Origin of the sequence: Thalassoglobus sp. (genome assembly GCF_048270125.1) — a bacterium.
Lineage (GTDB): Bacteria > Planctomycetota > Planctomycetia > Planctomycetales > Planctomycetaceae > Thalassoglobus.
In genome coordinates this window covers 1-17,235 of the sequence record NZ_JBLWTN010000036.1, presented here as the reverse complement: position 1 = coordinate 17,235, position 17,235 = coordinate 1, and the positions used below count along the sequence as shown (strand labels likewise).

The following is a 17,235-nucleotide window of genomic DNA, read 5'->3' as shown; positions in this document are numbered from 1 at the left end:
ACTACTGTTGAGCGCCTGGAGTTGATGGAGCGGCCGCCTGTTTTTGCTCGCGACGCCACTGCTCATTGAGATAGTTCAAAATCGGATCAGTGAGATCGTCACGATTTCGATGGTAGAGAACCTGCTGATTGAGCCCTTCCACGATTTCTTGTGGATTGTCTGCCGACGCGACTCCTGATCGGTCAAAGCGAAGAATCAGCGAATAGTTATAGTACCGAGCGTACTTGTCGACAGCGTTCCGCGTTTCGAGGTACAGCTCTTTGTACAACTCTGCTTCCTGTCGCATGAACTCGCGTTGATTTCTGAGTTGAGCCTTCTTGAGAGTTGCCTCGATTGAGAGAAGCTCACCTTCGAGCTTTTCGAAGTCTGGGCTTCCAGTCGTGAGAGCTTTCATTTGCTCTTGAATTTTGCGGCCTTCCTCAACCTTGGATTTCATCCCGGTTTCACTTTGAGCGATTTGCTCCTGGAGCGCCTCGGTGAGAGCAGCAAACTTTTCGTAGTTTTTGAAAACATGCGCCATGTCGATCAGGCCGACCTGGTGATTCTTGACTTGAGGGGCCTCAGCAAAAGTGGGTGAGGCATGAACTGCAACCAGAATGAGTGCAGCGAGAGAGAGGTTGAGGTATCGCACAGCGTTTGCACTCCATTGCAAAAATTCGTTGATCGCCCCGCAATCTTCAGCTGTGGGGACGCTTCCTGATGGACACTTCATGTGATTTCAGAAAGCTGGAACTGAGTTTTCGAACTGATCTGAAGAGCTGGATTCATCTTTTAATACAGGATGAATTTCTTCACTGCATAGGTCACCAGACAGTTTCTAATTCAAACTCATTCTCCAATTATCAAGAAAACGGGTCAAGATGAGTTTTCTGCTCCTTGCTGAAAATTTCATGTGTGCAAAAAGAAATCCTCATTGAAAAAGTGTTCAATGAGGATTTCTAAAGCTTTCAACCCAAACTCAAGTGGTCGAACCGTTCCGGTGAGACAGATTCTTGAAGATGCCAGCAAGATCAGTGACCGTGTCAATGATTGCGGCATGCTTCCTGTCAAACAAAACGGAAACGATACTAGAGAGTTTCTGGTGGTGGAGCTGGTGCGTTCTGTGGTGCTGCTGGCACTTCTTCAGTCACAGTTGTTGTGCCTGAAGTTGGGCATGCGCCAGTTGCACAAGGTGATGCAACGCCGCATGGTGAGCTTCCGCATGGGCTTGCACATGGAGTTGCACATGGGCTTTGGTGGCAGGACTTCACGCGTGGTGTGTGACAAGTTTTGACGCGTGGAGTGCGGCAAGTTTTGACACGTGGTGCTTTGTGGCACTTTGTTCGCGTTTGGCGAACATTGCAGCAGTCCTTGCGACCTGCTTCGGCGGAATCGGTTGTCACTGCCAAAACGAGTGCAGCAACTGCAAACAAGCTCAGAAGTTTACGAGTCATTATCTTCTACTCCGAATGAACATCTTCCTCAGGGATTCGCAAAATGTCGCCAGACCGGTCCTGAGTTCTCTACCCGGCTAGCTAAGCGTGATATTCCGAATCCTTCGTCTTGGCAAACACTGCCGGTCACGCTGAATTGATTGAATAGGTAGTTTAGGGGCATACAAATGTCAAACGTCAGAGGCTCGTATTTTGATAAGCAGTGTGGAGTTTTCGATGAAAGCTCATTTACCTGAACGTCTGGTCACACCCTGAGAAGGCGTTACTACCCAAGAATTTTTTTTCGAAAACTTGAGCAAATTAGGGCGTTTGCAATGTTTATGACATATATTTGGAATATTTGCACGTCATATTCGCCACAATCGGTCTAGTTTGCCGGACCGATTGTGACGCGGAGTAGAATTCCACCGTCCGCTTTGAAAGTAGTGCTGAATCCGACTGAAGTTGCTGCCCTATCCACGCCGACAATGTACATCAGGTGATTGAGACTGTTCAGTCCGGGGGTGCCTCCCCGGAGGATTGCAAGATGCGATCAGCTGAAAAGAGAAAGTTACCAATAAGGGGGGAGTTCACAATTCTTGGTGAACGTAAGAGGAAGGCAGACAAGATGTCCGCTTTCTTCTTTGTTTCAACGGGGGTTGGGACTCAAGGGGGATTTCTTCACTTGTGAGTCGGATGATGCCAGCATTGCGTTAGCTCATTTGGACTTCCTCTTCAATGGCGTTTTACATGTTACTGCATGGGTATCGCAACAAACTTTGTTGCGGGCACAGTAACTAACTTGTGCGTGATTTTTACCTGAGACAAACCCCATAACTGACGCTGGTTTATGCCATGGACCCACGGGCTAGGAGAGCCGGCCTTGTGTCAAACCTTGGGGTGAAGATCTGGAGCAGTATCCCTGCTCTGACCCAGACAGATTGTGATTGGAGAGCCCGCAATGAGGACGATCTTCACTACTGGTCAAGTCGCTAAGATTTGCAAAGTTGCACCACGTACTGTGAGTAAGTGGTTCGACTCAGGACGACTCCGAGGGTACCGGATTCCCGGTTCCCAGGACCGTCGCATTCCCCGCGAGCACTTGATCCGGTTCCTGAAAGAACACGGTATGCCACTCGGTGAACTAGAAGACGAAGCAATGGGCAAACTTTTGCTCGTTGGCGTTGATAGTACCGTACGTGGCGGATTGGAAGGAGTTCTTCCAATTGAAGACTTTAAAGTAGAACTTGCCGCAAGTGGATTCGAAGCTGGAATCCAGGCTGAGTCACTGCATCCCGATTGCGTTGTCGTTGACTTCGCAATGGGCCGCAACGAAGCCTTGATGATTGCTCAGAATCTGCGAAAAAACACCGACTACACTGATACTGTACTGATCGCTCTTTTGAGTGATGAGGACACTGCAAGTGGCTTCGACAGAACGATTTTCAACGAAACTTTTCGTAAACCGTTCGATGCTGCCCTCCTTGCTGAACGTATTCGGACGTTGGTCAGTCGTCGTAAGACGCTTGCGTAAGCACCCCGGCTTTGGCAACAAAGCCGGACTTGCGAAGTGTCGGGCGTTTCGCTGACCTGTCGTCATGGATGACAATCCGATGGCGAGTTCAACAAGTGAATCATGCATTTCAGAATGCTGAACAACGAATCGTGGAAGCTTGAACCAGAGCGAAATCGACTGATTTCGTGGGTCCACCACTTCAGAACTATGGGGAGTTCTGATAACGTCTTGAGTCGAGATTGACTTTGCGTTGAGGTGACCAGGATGAAATTTTTCACTTTTGACTTGTTGTGAATAAATTTGTTGCAGTTCGCCAGTATTTACAGGATGGAATTCCGGACTCGTTTATGAGCGGCTCGACCATCAAGTTCAAAGCGACCCTTTCCCAAAGGGTCGCTTTGTTTTTTTTATCCCCTCTCTTTCCCTGGTTGGCTGCTCTCTTCGCAGCGAGCCTTGTCATCACAACAATTGACGTTGCTGATGACCTGCATTGGTCTTTGCAAGGTCCAGGACTCACATTTGATGAAGGCTTCAATATCGAAGTCGGCGTCTTTCTCGCGAGATCCTTTCAGCTAGCCGGGACCAGCAGTTTCCATCCAGAAACACTTCAGGAAATCTACAGCAACCCGCTGTACAATCCCGATCATCCGCCGCTCGGTCGAATTGCCATTGGCGTCACCAGCGAAGCTCTGAATCACTTTCTCCCTGTCGAAACGGGCCAACCTTATCTGGTCAGCTATGCTCGTGTGGCTTCAGCGATTGAATTTGGGTTACTCGTTCTCATCATTTCTTTAGCTTCGAGGCGCTGGTTCGGTCCGGTCGCCTCATGTGCAACGACGATCTCGTTGATCTGCATGCCGCGTCTATTCGGACATGCTCATCTTGCATCACTCGAAATGTGCATGTGCCTTACCTATACCGCTTTCTTTTTGTCTCTTGCGAACCGATGCAAATGGGACGATCGGATCGGGCTTCGCCAAGTGCTGGTTCCTGGATTCTTACTTGGACTGGCGCTGTTGACCAAGATTCATGCTGTCCTCATTTTGCCTGTCGTGCTCGTCTGGTTTCTCTGGAACTGGGGGCTGCGGTCTCTGATTGCGTTTGTCTTCTTGTGCGTCGTGGGTGGTGTTGTCTTCTTTGTAGGCTGGCCTTGGCTGTGGAGCGATCCACTCAACCACCTCAACGAATACTTCTCTCGAGCTACTGAGCGATCGAGTTTGAACTGTTTTTACTTCGGCAAGAAATTCGCAGATACAGACGTTCCCTGGCACTATCCATTCATCATGTTTCTGGTGACGATGCCCCTTGGATTTCTCGGAACCGCCGTGATCGGAATGACAAATCGAACCGATGACGAAAACTCGAAGCATGCACTCCGCGACAAACGCTCGCAACTCATCTTCGGTGCCTGGCTACTGCCGCTGATCGTTTTTGCTTTACCCAAGGTGACAGTTTACGACGGCGTCCGCTTGTTCCTGATTTCATTTCCACTTTTCGCGATCTTTGTTGGCTTGGGGGCCAAGCGAATTGTTCACCGCTTACAAATGAAGAGTGGAGAATTCACGATCGTGACCCTGACAGTTTTGGGACTCGCTGGCCCCATTTACAACATGATCACCCTGCATCCTTGCCACTTGAGTTATTACAACGAAGCGGTCGCCGGACTTTGGAAAGCAAACGATTTAGGGTTCGAAACCACTTATTGGGGTGATAGCGCCACACCAGAACTTCTTCAAGCAGCTGCGGAAAAACTTCCGGAAGGAGCCGTTCTCGAAGTGGCGCCTGTATTACACCCGCTGCAGCTTGAATTCATGAGACGCGGCTCGTGGCTTCGCAATCGCCCCGACATCGTCCTGAAAGCTTATGACGACGCCCGAAGCGACCTCTCGCCATATGTTCTCGTCATCCGTCGTAAGGCTGATCCTTGGGAGTCACTGACACCTCCACCTGAGGGAACAGAACAATTCGCCGAAGTGACCAAGCAAGGCGTCGTACTGGCCGAAGTCCTGAAACTGCCCGCCAACGCCGCGACTCGGCAACCCGCAGAGTAGCCACAGTGTCTAGAGCATCTTTCGAATTGGTTTGCAGGTTCTGCCTCGTGGCAAACAGCATTTTTCCTAGAGAAATGCGTTCTTCACGGGCACACGGTAGAGCAAACTGCTCTAATGAACAGACCTCTGTTCAAACCATCAGGGTTGAGGCAGCCCGCATAGTGTACTCTTCCTTTCCTGTCATAGATGAATCATTTCAACAGCATTCCCGGAAATATTCATTGACGAAATCCGGTTTATTTCTGGATTGAATTCGGAGAGTCTCAGCTTCTGTTTTGTCGGTCACCGCACAGGTCAGGTGAAGTTTTCTATTTGTCATAATCGACACTCTTCAATTCCTCTGGCTGACGTTCATGCGATCATTCTGTCAGGGATGAATTCAAAACATCGAGACGGTGAATGCACAGGAATGCGGAGTTGGATGATCCCTTCGCACCGAGAGTTTCCTTTTTTTGAATTTTTCCAGTAGCGCGTATTCAGACTTGGCGTTTAACTCTTAAGAACCAATGCCTAATTCGGAAATTGAACACCCAAGAGGAACGACTGATGAAACGAATTTCTTTAACTCTGGCAGTGTTGATGACCTGTACCATCTCTGGGTTCGCACAGCCCCCAGGCGGCCGCGGTGGTCCTCCTTCGGGGCATAGAGGCCAGAAGCAGGATGGCGGTCAACGTGGAGAACGGGGCGGATCCCCCAATGCTGTGATGGCTGCACTTGATGCCGACGGTGATCACACAATTTCCGCAGAAGAGATTTTGAGTGCCGCAACAGCGTTAAAGGCGTTGGACCAAAACGGCGACGGCAAACTGACATCGAATGAAGTTCACGCTGGTGGTGGCCCAGGCGGAAGAGCTGGTCAGAGTGGCCCTTCACAGAGTGGTTTCAGTGGCCGATCAAGCCAACAAGGCCCTCCTTCTGCTGAACAGTTTTTGACTCACGCGCTCACATTCGATGCGGACGATGATGGAATGCTCAACAAGAGTGAGCTGACGAAGATGGCAGCAGCACTCATCAATGAAATGCAACGCCGAAGTGGCCCTCCCGGAGGTGAACGCGGCGAAGGTGGAGATCGAGGTGGCTACCCTGCCGGAGAACGTGGCAACCGCTAGAACACTTTCGAATTGGTTTGCAGGTTCTGCCTTGTGGCCAACAGCATTTCACTAGAACCAGTCGGGAAACTTGTGGAATGATGACTTTTCTTAGTGTTTGAGAGAACAAGTTCAGGTTTCAGGATCAGTTCTAGGGAAATGCGTTCTACACGCTCACACGGAAAAGCAAACAGCCCTATCCCTTCCTTGAAAACTCGAATCCACGTTGCCGCATTGGATGGGCTGACAACCCAGACGGATTGATTCTCCTTGTGGTCGGCGATGTGGGTGAGCGAGTCGGCTGAGGACGCAACATATTTCGAAGACTGGCGATATCGAGACGGAATCGCGGTTGTCTCTGTGAGAACGCAAAAGAAAACCCCACGGTCGCAAATTTCGCAACCGTGGGGTTTTAGTGGCGGGGGCAGGATTCGAACCTACGACCTCGAGGTTATGAGCCTCGCGAGCTACCGGGCTGCTCCACCCCGCGTTATGTTTGGAATACTATCGGTCTGAAATAAAAAGTCGACCCACAATTTCAAAGAAATTACGAATTCTCAAGAGTTCCCGGTGTCGGTCAGCGAATTCAGTGAAAGTTTGCGGTTTACCGGGCCAGATAAGGGCCGGGAACAGTCCCATTCGCCCAGTTGGATGAGTCACGAGTGTCAGCAGGCGTCGAGCGAATGAAGACTCGGTACGTTCCGCGAGGCATCTGAACCGCCGGACGGAATCGTTTCGTGAGTTGCTGGCTGTCGATTTCCTGGCGGCGTCCAGGTTTCAGATCAACAATGACCCATTCAGCATACGTTCCGTCCCCGGACTCAACAGTGAGATAAAAAGTCATTGATCTTAATGGAGACATATTCTTAAACGTTCCGGATGCCGTGAGCCTCCCAATTCGCGAGCCGACAACTTTCAGCTCTGCCAGCCCAAGTGCTTGAGCGGAGGTGCTTCCCCCATCGGTTCGAATCGGCTGGGGGCGGATACGCTGCCTCTTCATTGCAAAATTCAAAGCGTCCGGAAATTCTTTTTGGAGATCAGCAATAGAGACGTCGAGTGCCGCCTTGAACCGGTTGGCACGTTCTTCTGCATCGAGTCGCCCTAAAGGCTCGCGTGCTGCAAGTTCCTGAACGTAGGCCTCGTACTCCTCCTGATATTTGTTGGCCAGCAACCAGTGCATACACCAGGCGAGCGTATAGGCTTCGCCTGCGAGGACATCCGCAGTGAAGGCCCCGTCGTTTTCGATGACAGATCTCCAGTTCACGCGGCCCGACATCTTCTGAGCTTGCGCGGCATAGCGAGGGTTGACCTTGGCTGGCGAAATGCTGATCCGTTCTCCCTCCCCTTCAAACCCGGTAGCGATCCCCTCATCAAACCATTTAGGAATGGGAGCAAGGCGCTGCAACACACGATTGTACATCTGTTGATGAATCGCCTCGTGCAGCGGAACCTCGAAGGAATCGCACGAACTCATCCGCACTGCCAGCCAGTTGGTAATCGGGGAATAAAAGCCCGCGATGTTCGCAGCTGAAAGACCTGTGCCTCCTGTTGCTTCGGCAGCGTATTCATTGAAATCGTCGTCACTTTCGAAGATCAAGAGAACCAAAGGAAACTGCGGTTCGTAAAGAGGGAATTTTCGAGACTTCGCGTAGCGGAGAAAAACTTCGTCCACCCGATTCATAAATCGGCTCGCTTTCTGAATGAACGCTGCCGCTTTGGACTCCGCTGATTTCTCGATCGGTGCAGTTAACACGAGACCAATGACGAAATTGCCTTGAAGTTGAAAGCGGGTGAGGTCTTCGCCGAACCGCTTCGCCAGCATTTCCGACATTTCTTCACGATCAAACCGTTCTGGCCCCTCTCCCGGAGAACGGTCCACGATGGCGGAACTGGGGACAATCTGAAGTTGCCCGTCACGTCGCTCCAAAGCTTGAAAGCCCTGCCCTGCCCCAATCGATCGCGCTTCGAGTGTCACTTGCTTTCCGTCTTCATCGACGTACGTGTAGCTTTCAGCAAGCAGAGATGACGAATGCAAAAACGCCGAAATCATGAAAAGCAGGAACAGTCTGAGTTGCACAATAGACTCCAGCTTGGAATGTCGATCAAATCTCATGTTGAACATCATACAAAAATCAGAATCGAGATGAGAGTCTGGTTTCAGGATCACCACAAAAAATCAGAGTCATCACATAGAAATTGATTGAGGATCTCAGCGTGAAAACTCTTTTACTGATGAGACATGCGAAATCGAGTTGGTCGGAACCGGGGATGGACGATCATGATCGTCCGCTGAACAAACGTGGAATTCGAGACGCTCCACGAATGGGAAACTGGTTAAAAGAACGAGGACTCATTCCGAGTCTGATTCTCTCTTCGTCTGCCCTTCGGGCGCAGCAGACAGCTCAAAGTGTTGCACTCACTCTTGATGAAAAAGTCGAGGTGGTTGAAGACCTGTATCTGGCGAGCGTTGGAACCTGGAAACACGTCCTGAAGTCATACTTCAACAACGATATCGTCTTGGCCATCGGGCATAACCCTGGATTGGAAGAACTCGTGAGCCGAGTCGCTGCGAACTATGAACGGATGCCAACAGCCGCCGTCGCCTGGTTTGAAATTCAGGAGGACGCGGAGCAGGCTGACGACATCTTGACGAAGCTCTCGCTGCAAACAGTCTGGAGACCGAAAGAGCTTGACTGAGAATGCCGGAACACTTCGTATTTCTTGTGTCCGTGAAGTGTGATTTCATGTGATGAAGCACTCATCTCCACGAGACAGTTCGCGTACATTTTTCAAAACGCCCCGAAGGATCATCAAAGACCGGAATCATCCAACGAACGTGGCGGACTGAACGTAATAAAGAATTCCAGACAGAAGAGCTGCAGACTCACCGACATGAATCGAGCTTCAGGAGGACCACGATGGAAGCGGTTGAAGCGATCCCGAATGAAGGTACGTCTGGTGAAAACAGTATAAGAGGGAACAGGAAACGTTCGCGTTTGAACTTCAAGAAGCGGCTCAAGATCCTGCTCTTGGCTGGAGTCTGTTCTATTCTGGGCGTCCTGTTCTATATTCATTTCTGGCACAATCACGAGATGGGAAGCGGGCCAACGGTTCCGGTGGTTGATCGTGGTCCATTTCAAAAACAGTGGAGTGATCGCGAAGTCTTCCTGCTGGGCTTGGGAGACAGCATCACCAGTGGGTTTGGAGCCAGTCCCGGAAAATCATACTTCTACAGACTTCTCAAGAATCCCAGCGATGAGTTCTCAGAGATGGAAGGGCTCACGCTCTCCGCAGTCCTGCCGAATCTCACAAGCGAAAACCGTTCACTTTCGGGGACGACGTCAATTGAGCTTCTTGAGTTTTCGCTTCCGAAAATTGAGGAGCAACCTGCGGAGACCTTCGGAATTGTCGTACTCACCACGGGTGGGAATGATGTGATCCACAACTATGGGCGAACCCCTCCACGCGAAGGTGCAATGTACGGAGCGACAATGGAAGAAGCGGAGCCCTGGTTTAAAAACTTCGAGATTCGTTTAACGGCGATTCTCGATCTCGTCGAACAAAAATTCCCCGGTGGTTGTGATGTTTTCCTGGGCAACATTTACGACCCGACAGATGGAGTCGGAGATACGCTGAATGCGGGGTTACCTGCCTGGGATGATGGCCTGGAGGTGTTGCAGCGGTACAACCAGATCATCAAAACGACGTGCGAACAACGGCCGAACGTGCACCTCGTTGATCTTCACTCCACGTTTCAGGGTCATGGAATTCACTGCAAAAAATTCTGGAAAGCAACCTATCGAAAAGAAGATCCGTATTATTGGTATTTCGATAATCTCGAAGATCCTAACGACCGTGGCTACGATGCCATTCGAAGATTGTATCTCAACAAAATCGCTGAGGTTGTGCCGGCGCGACTTTCAACTCAACAAACCAATGCGGTCTCCAAAACGAGCGTCGTCATTCAATGATGTTCAGGACGTGAGCTTAATGGATTTCTCGATCGCTGAAAGATAGGATGAGACCTTCACAATTTGGTTAATTCATCTTGGTCTCTTCATCCAGACGTGAAATTTGACGTCGTGACACATGGGTTCAAAATGCTTCAACGATTAACGCGGATGATCAACTGCGATCGGTCGACAATCACGAGTTCTGCCTTGCTGGACAGGTTGTTGAAGAACAGGTCAATCTTGACCATGGGCACTTTCCTGTTCTGTTTGACGATCTCTGTTTTGTCGACAGTTGCCAGCGCCCAGGACTCCGACCAAAAAGCTGTTGACGCCGATGTTCTGCTTGAAGCAGGCTTGCTGTATTTGGGAGATGGTGCGAAGCCGGAAATCGGGGACGTTGCCATTCGTGGTCAAGAGATCGTTGCGGTTGGAAAATTCCCGATCGGGAAAGTGAAAGTCCGCGTGGATTGCAAAGGGCTCTCTGTGAGTCCCGGATTTATCGACCTGCATAATCACAGCGACCGAGGCGTTACTCGAAACGACACACGATCAGCAATGAACTATCTGACGCAAGGTTGCACGACCATGCTGACCGGAAACTGTGGCAGCGGGCCGATTGATGTCGACAAGTATTATTCGACGCTTGATGACCTTGGGATCGGAGTCAACGTGGCACATTTGATTCCGCAAGGTGCGATTCGTGACGAAGTGATCGGTGACGAAAAGCGCAAAGCGACACCTGAAGAAATCAAGCAGATGCGAGAGTTGATGGCAAAGGGAATGCAAGACGGAGCCTGGGGGATGTCGACCGGTCTCATCTACGTCCCCAGTTCTTTCGCCGACACCGAAGAGCTGATTGAACTCGCTAAAGTCGTCGGAGAACACAATGGTATTTACGCCAGTCACATTCGGGGTGAAGGAACGCAACTTCTGGCAGCTGTGAAAGAAGCGATTCAAATTGGACAGCAAGGCGATTTACCCCTGCACATTTCTCACTTCAAATCGTCCGGGAAATCCTCATGGGGGCTCGTGCGAACTGCTGTAGAAATCATTCAGGAGGCGCAGGCAAAAGGTCAGCCGATCACTGCCGATCAATACCCCTACACTGCGTCAAGTACGTCCCTGAGCGCCACAACGATTCCGTCCTGGGCCCGCGCCGGCGGGCGGAAAAAGACATTGGAGCGTCTCGCCAGCGACACGAAAGAGAGTCGGCGGATTCGTGAATCGATCGAACGTAAAATCGAGTTGACGGACAACGGCCATCGCATTCAAATTTCGCGACACCGTCCGCGTCCTGACTGGGCGGGAATGCGGTTGGACGAAATCGCTGAGCAGGAAAAAATGACTCCGTACGATCTGATCATTCACATCGAAGAGAACGGTGGAGCAAGCATCGTCAATCACAGCATCAACGAAGATGACGTCCGATATGTCATGACGCTCCCTTGGGTGGCGACCGCTTCGGATGGCTCCGCTCGAATCCCCAGTGACGAAGTCCCTCACCCGCGCAGCTACGGAACATTCCCTCGGAAGATTGGATTTTATGCGATCCGTGAACAGAACATTCCGATTGAACACGCCGTGCGAAGCTCGACCGGACTCCCGGCGGATATCATGGGAATGACAGATCGGGGATACCTGCGAGAAGGCTTCGCAGCCGATGTTGTGGTCTGGAACGAAAAAGAGTTCATCGACACAGCGACCTTCACCGACCCACATCGATACGCCGACGGGATGGTCTTCGTTTACGTCAATGGAGTTCCCGCGATGACGCATGGAAAAGTGACTGGCGCATTGGCAGGCAAAGCTCTCCGACACTCAGCGAAGTAGACACAGCCCGCATCTTGGTCCTGACGTCTTGCCCGTAGCGAGTTGTTTATGAAGTCATGAGATTGCGATTCACTTCGCATGCCTGCAATCAATTCGCATGTCTGCAATCAATACGTCTGCCCCATTCGAATCACGGCTGTGTCGCCCAGATGCTGGCTGCCGCCGTAGCGGTCGAAGTCGAGCCGGCGGTGGAAGACCCAGCCGAACTCGAGAACTTGTCGTGATCCGTCCTGCTCCTTGGTTTCACAGCCAACGAGCAGGCGATAATCACGGTAGCCCAGAATATCTTTACGATTGAATTCTCTTTCAATGGCCCAAGAGTCTCCGCCGAGTTCCCCTGCGAAATAGACCCACGTCTCTTTTTCGTTCTCGCCAGTATCTGTTCTCCATGCAATGCGAGGTCGGGGAACAACGAGATCGAGCTCGAATTCTTCACCCCAAATTCTCACGCCAGCTGTCGGAACGATCGGGAGGTCCGGGCGATCCAGGTAGGTCGCCCCCAACAAGAGTGAGACTCCATCGTCGTACTTCATTGAGATCAAACCACCACCAATCAAACGAAAGGCGTCACCCGTTTTGTTATCCCAGTCTGTCGCCCAAGTGGGTGAAATCTGAAAGTGAACACCCCAGGTATCGTTGAGTTGCTCGGCATGATTGAGTTCAAATGTCAGGTCGTAAGTTTGAGCACGAACATCTGGCTGAAGAGGTCCTTTCAGAAAGTGCCAGGCAAATTTAAAATTCGCCCACATCGGCCCCTCGTCATCATGAACCTTTCCGTCGAAGGCGAGTGTCGTCATTCCGAAACCATCTTTGTCTTGAAACAGTATTTCAAGCTCTTCGCGGTTTTCATGCCACAGGTAAATGTGGTCGTCGATGAACGGATTCACCCAACTCGGAGAGACAACATCTGCCTCCTCAGGCGAAGAAGTAGTGGGAACCCGGAGGTCCACATTCTCTTCCACAACTTTGACTTTATTCCCACGAGCCTGTTCGGGGTTCGTTTTTGTCTCTAAGTCCAACGGAGCGAGTGCATCGAAATTCTCTGAACCTGCTGGTTCATCAACCGACTGAGACGAAGGAGCCCACAGCGGTTGCACATACTCGACCGGCTTCAATCCACCAATGTCAGGCTCGAATTCCAGGTCGAATTTTGGAAGTTCGAATTCATCCAAGATTCGTGCCCCATCGGTAGTTTCTACCGGTTGCGAGGCGCGGATTTCATCCGCTGCAATCTCCTGAACGTAAGAAACGCTCAGTAAAAACAAGCAGAGAAGGATTTGGAGATGCTGGGACTCCTGCTGAGAGACTCGATGCATTGGATTTACCTGCTATGAGTTCATGTCCCTGCTTTTAAGGGGACCGGTTTTGTCTCGTCAAGATCTCTCTGAGACCGCAGCTTGAAGGTTTTTCATGCGGTGGCTATCGTGATCAATGAACGCTGATGCTTTGATGAAAGCTGGCAAAGCCACTTTGGAACCAAGAGAAGACCCCGATGAAGAAAAACGTTCACTTGACGATCATGTGCATGTCGACACTGGTATTGCTGTCGACGGCAGCTGTTGCAGAACTCAAACTCCCCTCGATCATTGGGGACAACATGATTTTGCAACGAGAGCAAGCAGTCCCGATCTGGGGCTGGGATGATCCCGGCACTCAAGTCACCGTTTCGATTGGCGACCAGACTGCCAGTGCGAAAGCGGACAGCGACGGGAAATGGCTCGTCAACTTAAAATCGATGAAGGCTGGCGACGGCCTCGAATTGAAAATCAAAGGAACGAATGAAGTTGCATTAAAGAACGTTGCAGTCGGAGAAGTTTGGCTCTGCTCTGGCCAATCGAACATGGAATGGATCGTCCGTAATTCAGACAACCCGCAAGAAGAGATCGCTGCCGCAAACTACCCTAACATTCGGCACATCAAAATTCCTCACACCCCGATGGCGACTCCTCAAAAGAATGTCACATCATCAGGCTGGGAGGCAACGACTCCTAAAACTGTTCCAAACTTTACTGCCGTTGGCTATTTCTTCGCTCGTATGCTTCACAAGGAACTCGATGTTCCAATCGGTCTGATCGGTTCCAACTGGGGTGGCACACGTATCGAACCCTGGACTCCCCCTGTCGGATTCAAAAATGTTCCGGCATTGAAAAACATTGCAGACAACCTCGACTCTTTCCCACAAAGAAAGGCGAACGGTGCAATCAATCATCAATCACCGCTGGCACTTTACAACGGGATGATTGCTCCGTTGGTCCCTTACGGAATTCGTGGGGCGCTCTGGTATCAAGGCGAATCTAATCGTGGCGAAGGAATGCTTTACTTTGAAAAGAAGAAAGCACTCATTGAAGGTTGGCGCTCCCTCTGGAACAAACCGGAAATGCCGTTTTACTTCGTGCAACTGGCCCCTTACAAGTACGGTGGAAGTGAAACTGCGCTGGCCGAAATTCAGGAAGCACAGACAGCAACGCTTTCGATTCCGCACACCGGGATGGCTGTCACGGTTGATATTTCAAACACAGCAGACATCCATCCTCGCAACAAACAGGATGTCGGCAAGCGACTCGCGTTGTGGGCATTGGCGAAGGATTACGGCAAGAAAGGGATTGTCTACTCCGGACCGCTTTACAAATCGATGAAGGTCGACGGGAACAAGATCATCGTCAGCTTCGATCATGTGGGAGATGGCCTGACAACCCGCGATGGGAAAGCCCCATCACACTTCCAAATCGCCGGAGCCGATGGCAACTATGTGGACGCAAACGCAAGCATTGAAGGCAACACCGTTGTCGTCCATGCCGATGCCGTTGAAGCACCAAAATCTGTCCGCTACTCCTGGCACCAGACAGACGAACCCAACTTGTCCAACAAGAACGGCTTGCCAGCCTCACCATTCCGAGCCGGTGAGAAGTAAGCGTTCAATCATTATGTTTTCGACGTGAACAATCGTCACTGGAGAGATTCAGTGGCGATTTTTGCGTGAAAATCAATGATTTCAACAGGCTGAACCGATTCCAATTTGCCGATTTCAGGAAGACACGTTGTTTGTCCCGTCAGCGGAACTTATAATGTGGACTACGAATTTTGACCTTCGAGGGCGACTATGGCTGTCAATTCTCACGCATCGCATGCATTTTCCAGTTGGAATCCGCTCTCCAACGAGGGTGTCGTTGTCCGCAGTCGAAGGAACATGCTGAAAGCGGGGCTGGCCGGTGTCGCCGGGCTGTCATTACCAAGCTTGCTGCAGGCGAGAGAGCTTGCATCAAAAGATGGAAAACCGCTCTCACGAAAAAGTGTCATTCTCCTCTGGATGACAGGTGGTCCCAGCCATATCGACATGTGGGACATGAAACCGACACGTCCCGCGATCAACCGTGGCCCTTTCTCTCCCATCGAAACATCTGTCCCCGGTATTCAAATTTGTGAGCACTTGCCGAAGCAAGCTGCCATGATGGAAGACTTTTCAATCATCCGTTCGGTCGATTGCCGCAAGAGCAGCCACCAACCAAATCAGGTGATGCAAACCGGTCACCGCGACGCCGCTCCACGATCGAATCCCAAAGGAGATCGTTACCCCGCGATCGGTTCAATTGTCGCTAAACACCGAGGCGCAAATGTTCCTGGAATGCCTCCTTATGTCGTCTTTCAAAAGCATGAAAGTCATGTTGCATGGGGCGGCTGGCTCGGTCGAGAATACGATCCTTTCGATGGGAACAAGGCTGCCATTTTGCCGAAGCTTGATCTTGTCGGAAAACCGCTCGGAGGAACCTCTGGTGCACAACTCTTCGGCCTCCCATCTGGACTGAACCACGATCGGCTTCAAAATCGGAGAGGACTCCTCAAAGATCTGGACGACTTACAGCGAGGACTCGATCAATCCAACGCAATGAGTGCCCTCGATAGCTACGGGCGGCAAGCCTATGAAATGCTCTTGGGTGGTGCGGCACGCGAAGCCTTTGACCTATCAAAAGAAGATCCCGCATCCCGTGAAAAATACGGTGACCATTTGTGGGCTCAACAAGCACTGCTGGCACGTCGCCTCGTTGAATCTGGTGTCAGCTTCGTGACCATCGATCTCAGCTATCACACCGCTTCCGGAACCTGGGACAATCACGGAGACAACATTCCGCCATACGGAGGAATCTCTCGCGGACTTGGTCCGATTCTTCCACTTTACGATCACATCGTGACGACACTCGTCAGCGATCTTAAAGATCGCGGTCTCCTCGACGAGACACTTGTGATTTCCATGGGAGAATTCGGCCGGACCCCAGTCATGGGGACACAAGGCAGCACAGACGGTCGAAACCACTGGCCGAACGTGATGTCGATGGCACTCGCCGGAGGCGGCCTGCGACACGGTCAAGTGATCGGAGCGACATCCAAAGATGGCGGAGAAATTAAAGATCGCCCTGTTAAGCCGGGCGACCTGGCAGCCACCATCTACCGCCACATGGGAGTCCCGCTCGACACCACCTACGAAGACGACCAAAACCGCCCACGCTTCGCTGTCCAGGAAAACGGCCTCCCAATCACAGAGCTATTTTGAAACGCACCCGAATCGTGGTCCAGATCAAATTCATTTTCCGTTAAATTGAATATGAGCCGATATCGCCGAAACAGCGAAGGTCAGAAACAAAAGGTTCGTAGCCAGAAAGAGACTCAAACACAGTTCTTGTTAACAGCCATCTGGTTAGATCTGCTTGGGATAGAAATTGGGACCCAAGCACTTGCATTAGCGGAATCGTCCTATAGAGGATTAGCCGTTGCGATAGCAACGAAGGCGACCTCAATCTTGTTGTTTCTCTTCCTTGCTCGAAATGTATTGGCCTCTTCAAATTATCAAGCGCGTTCACTTCTCGGATGGAGAATGATTTGTGCATACATTTTAATTATTGGTGCATCGCTTTTGTTTGCCCGACAGTTGCTGCTATGGCAACTTAAATAAGTAGCGGGCCAACAATGACGTGGCGAGCATGATGTTTGAGACTGGTGCTTGGGTCTGCATGAAAACAAAGTTGAGGTATGTAAGCTTTAGGAAACGTTCAATGAATGAATGTCACTTGAGCAAGCCACCGAAGTTCTTGGCTGCCTTCTCGAAACGAGAAAGAATGCTACGGTATTCATCCAACCAACAGATCGGTTGTTCGACGATATCACTTTGACGAAATTTCTCTGCATCGAGTTCGACACTTCGTGACGCAGGATCTTCTTTAGCTTTGGAGGAAATGGCAGGATTGAGCCCCATCACTCTAGCCTGAATTGCGCACCGGGTTGACACTGAGACGCCTCCGCGTGGGTATAAGTTGTTGTTACAAAATAACTTCTACAGCACGGGAGGCGAATGATGGATGATACACAGTGTTCGCGGCAGTTGGAACTCTTTG

At 50.8% G+C, this 17,235-nt stretch carries 13 protein-coding genes and 1 tRNA gene; 9 read left to right on the top strand and 5 right to left on the bottom strand.

The window, feature by feature from the left end; genetic code table 11:
• Window position 1: 1 nt before the first annotated feature.
• On the bottom strand, window positions 2-712 hold the full coding sequence (locus ACN0YR_RS23105) for an OmpH family outer membrane protein (RefSeq protein ID WP_417851575.1): 711 nt from the start codon (window positions 710-712) through the stop codon (window positions 2-4).
• A gap of 216 nt (window positions 713-928) precedes the next feature.
• Between ACN0YR_RS23105 and ACN0YR_RS23100 the strand changes: the two genes are divergently transcribed.
• From ACN0YR_RS23100 to ACN0YR_RS23085, 4 genes are all read left to right on the top strand, one after another.
• The gene (locus tag ACN0YR_RS23100; protein ID WP_417851574.1) at window positions 929-1,273 is read left to right on the top strand and encodes a hypothetical protein; all 345 of its coding nucleotides are present in this window, start codon (window positions 929-931) and stop codon (window positions 1,271-1,273) included.
• Between the two features lie 1,100 nt (window positions 1,274-2,373).
• Window positions 2,374-2,946, top strand: a complete 573-nt coding sequence (locus tag ACN0YR_RS23095; protein ID WP_145196568.1) for a helix-turn-helix domain-containing protein — start codon at window positions 2,374-2,376, stop codon at window positions 2,944-2,946.
• 272 nt (window positions 2,947-3,218) lie between these two features.
• Window positions 3,219-4,979 (top strand): ArnT family glycosyltransferase, encoded by a 1,761-nt coding sequence (locus ACN0YR_RS23090; RefSeq protein WP_417851573.1) that lies wholly within the window; start codon window positions 3,219-3,221, stop codon window positions 4,977-4,979.
• A 546-nt stretch (window positions 4,980-5,525) separates the two neighbouring features.
• Window positions 5,526-6,089: a hypothetical protein gene (locus ACN0YR_RS23085; RefSeq protein ID WP_417851572.1), complete on the top strand. Its 564-nt coding sequence runs from the start codon at window positions 5,526-5,528 to the stop codon at window positions 6,087-6,089.
• A gap of 395 nt (window positions 6,090-6,484) precedes the next feature.
• On the opposite strand, the gene ACN0YR_RS23080 is transcribed toward ACN0YR_RS23085, so the two are convergent.
• A tRNA-Met gene (locus tag ACN0YR_RS23080) sits at window positions 6,485-6,558 on the bottom strand.
• A gap of 114 nt (window positions 6,559-6,672) precedes the next feature.
• A complete protein-coding gene (locus ACN0YR_RS23075; RefSeq protein WP_417851571.1) occupies window positions 6,673-8,181 on the bottom strand; it encodes a DUF1570 domain-containing protein in 1,509 nt (502 codons plus the stop codon).
• 101 nt (window positions 8,182-8,282) lie between these two features.
• Between ACN0YR_RS23075 and ACN0YR_RS23070 the strand changes: the two genes are divergently transcribed.
• From ACN0YR_RS23070 to ACN0YR_RS23060, 3 genes are all read left to right on the top strand, one after another.
• Window positions 8,283-8,765: a SixA phosphatase family protein gene (locus ACN0YR_RS23070; RefSeq protein ID WP_417851570.1), complete on the top strand. Its 483-nt coding sequence runs from the start codon at window positions 8,283-8,285 to the stop codon at window positions 8,763-8,765.
• A gap of 221 nt (window positions 8,766-8,986) precedes the next feature.
• Complete coding sequence (locus ACN0YR_RS23065) at window positions 8,987-10,039, top strand: SGNH/GDSL hydrolase family protein (protein ID WP_417851569.1); 1,053 nt, start codon at window positions 8,987-8,989, stop codon at window positions 10,037-10,039.
• A gap of 228 nt (window positions 10,040-10,267) precedes the next feature.
• A complete protein-coding gene (locus ACN0YR_RS23060; protein WP_417851568.1) occupies window positions 10,268-11,851 on the top strand; it encodes an N-acyl-D-amino-acid deacylase family protein in 1,584 nt (527 codons plus the stop codon).
• Window positions 11,852-11,958: 107 nt separating this feature from the next.
• Here the strand turns inward: ACN0YR_RS23060 and ACN0YR_RS23055 are convergent, their stop codons facing one another.
• Window positions 11,959-13,167 (bottom strand): hypothetical protein, encoded by a 1,209-nt coding sequence (locus ACN0YR_RS23055; RefSeq protein ID WP_417851567.1) that lies wholly within the window; start codon window positions 13,165-13,167, stop codon window positions 11,959-11,961.
• A 176-nt stretch (window positions 13,168-13,343) separates the two neighbouring features.
• Here ACN0YR_RS23055 and ACN0YR_RS23050 point away from each other — a divergent pair, with 176 nt between their 5' ends.
• Window positions 13,344-14,762 (top strand): sialate O-acetylesterase, encoded by a 1,419-nt coding sequence (locus ACN0YR_RS23050; RefSeq protein WP_417851566.1) that lies wholly within the window; start codon window positions 13,344-13,346, stop codon window positions 14,760-14,762.
• 189 nt (window positions 14,763-14,951) lie between these two features.
• Window positions 14,952-16,397 (top strand): DUF1501 domain-containing protein, encoded by a 1,446-nt coding sequence (locus ACN0YR_RS23045; RefSeq protein WP_417851565.1) that lies wholly within the window; start codon window positions 14,952-14,954, stop codon window positions 16,395-16,397.
• A gap of 510 nt (window positions 16,398-16,907) precedes the next feature.
• On the opposite strand, the gene ACN0YR_RS23040 is transcribed toward ACN0YR_RS23045, so the two are convergent.
• On the bottom strand, window positions 16,908-17,129 hold the full coding sequence (locus tag ACN0YR_RS23040; protein ID WP_417851564.1) for a hypothetical protein: 222 nt from the start codon (window positions 17,127-17,129) through the stop codon (window positions 16,908-16,910).
• Window positions 17,130-17,235 lie beyond the last annotated feature (106 nt).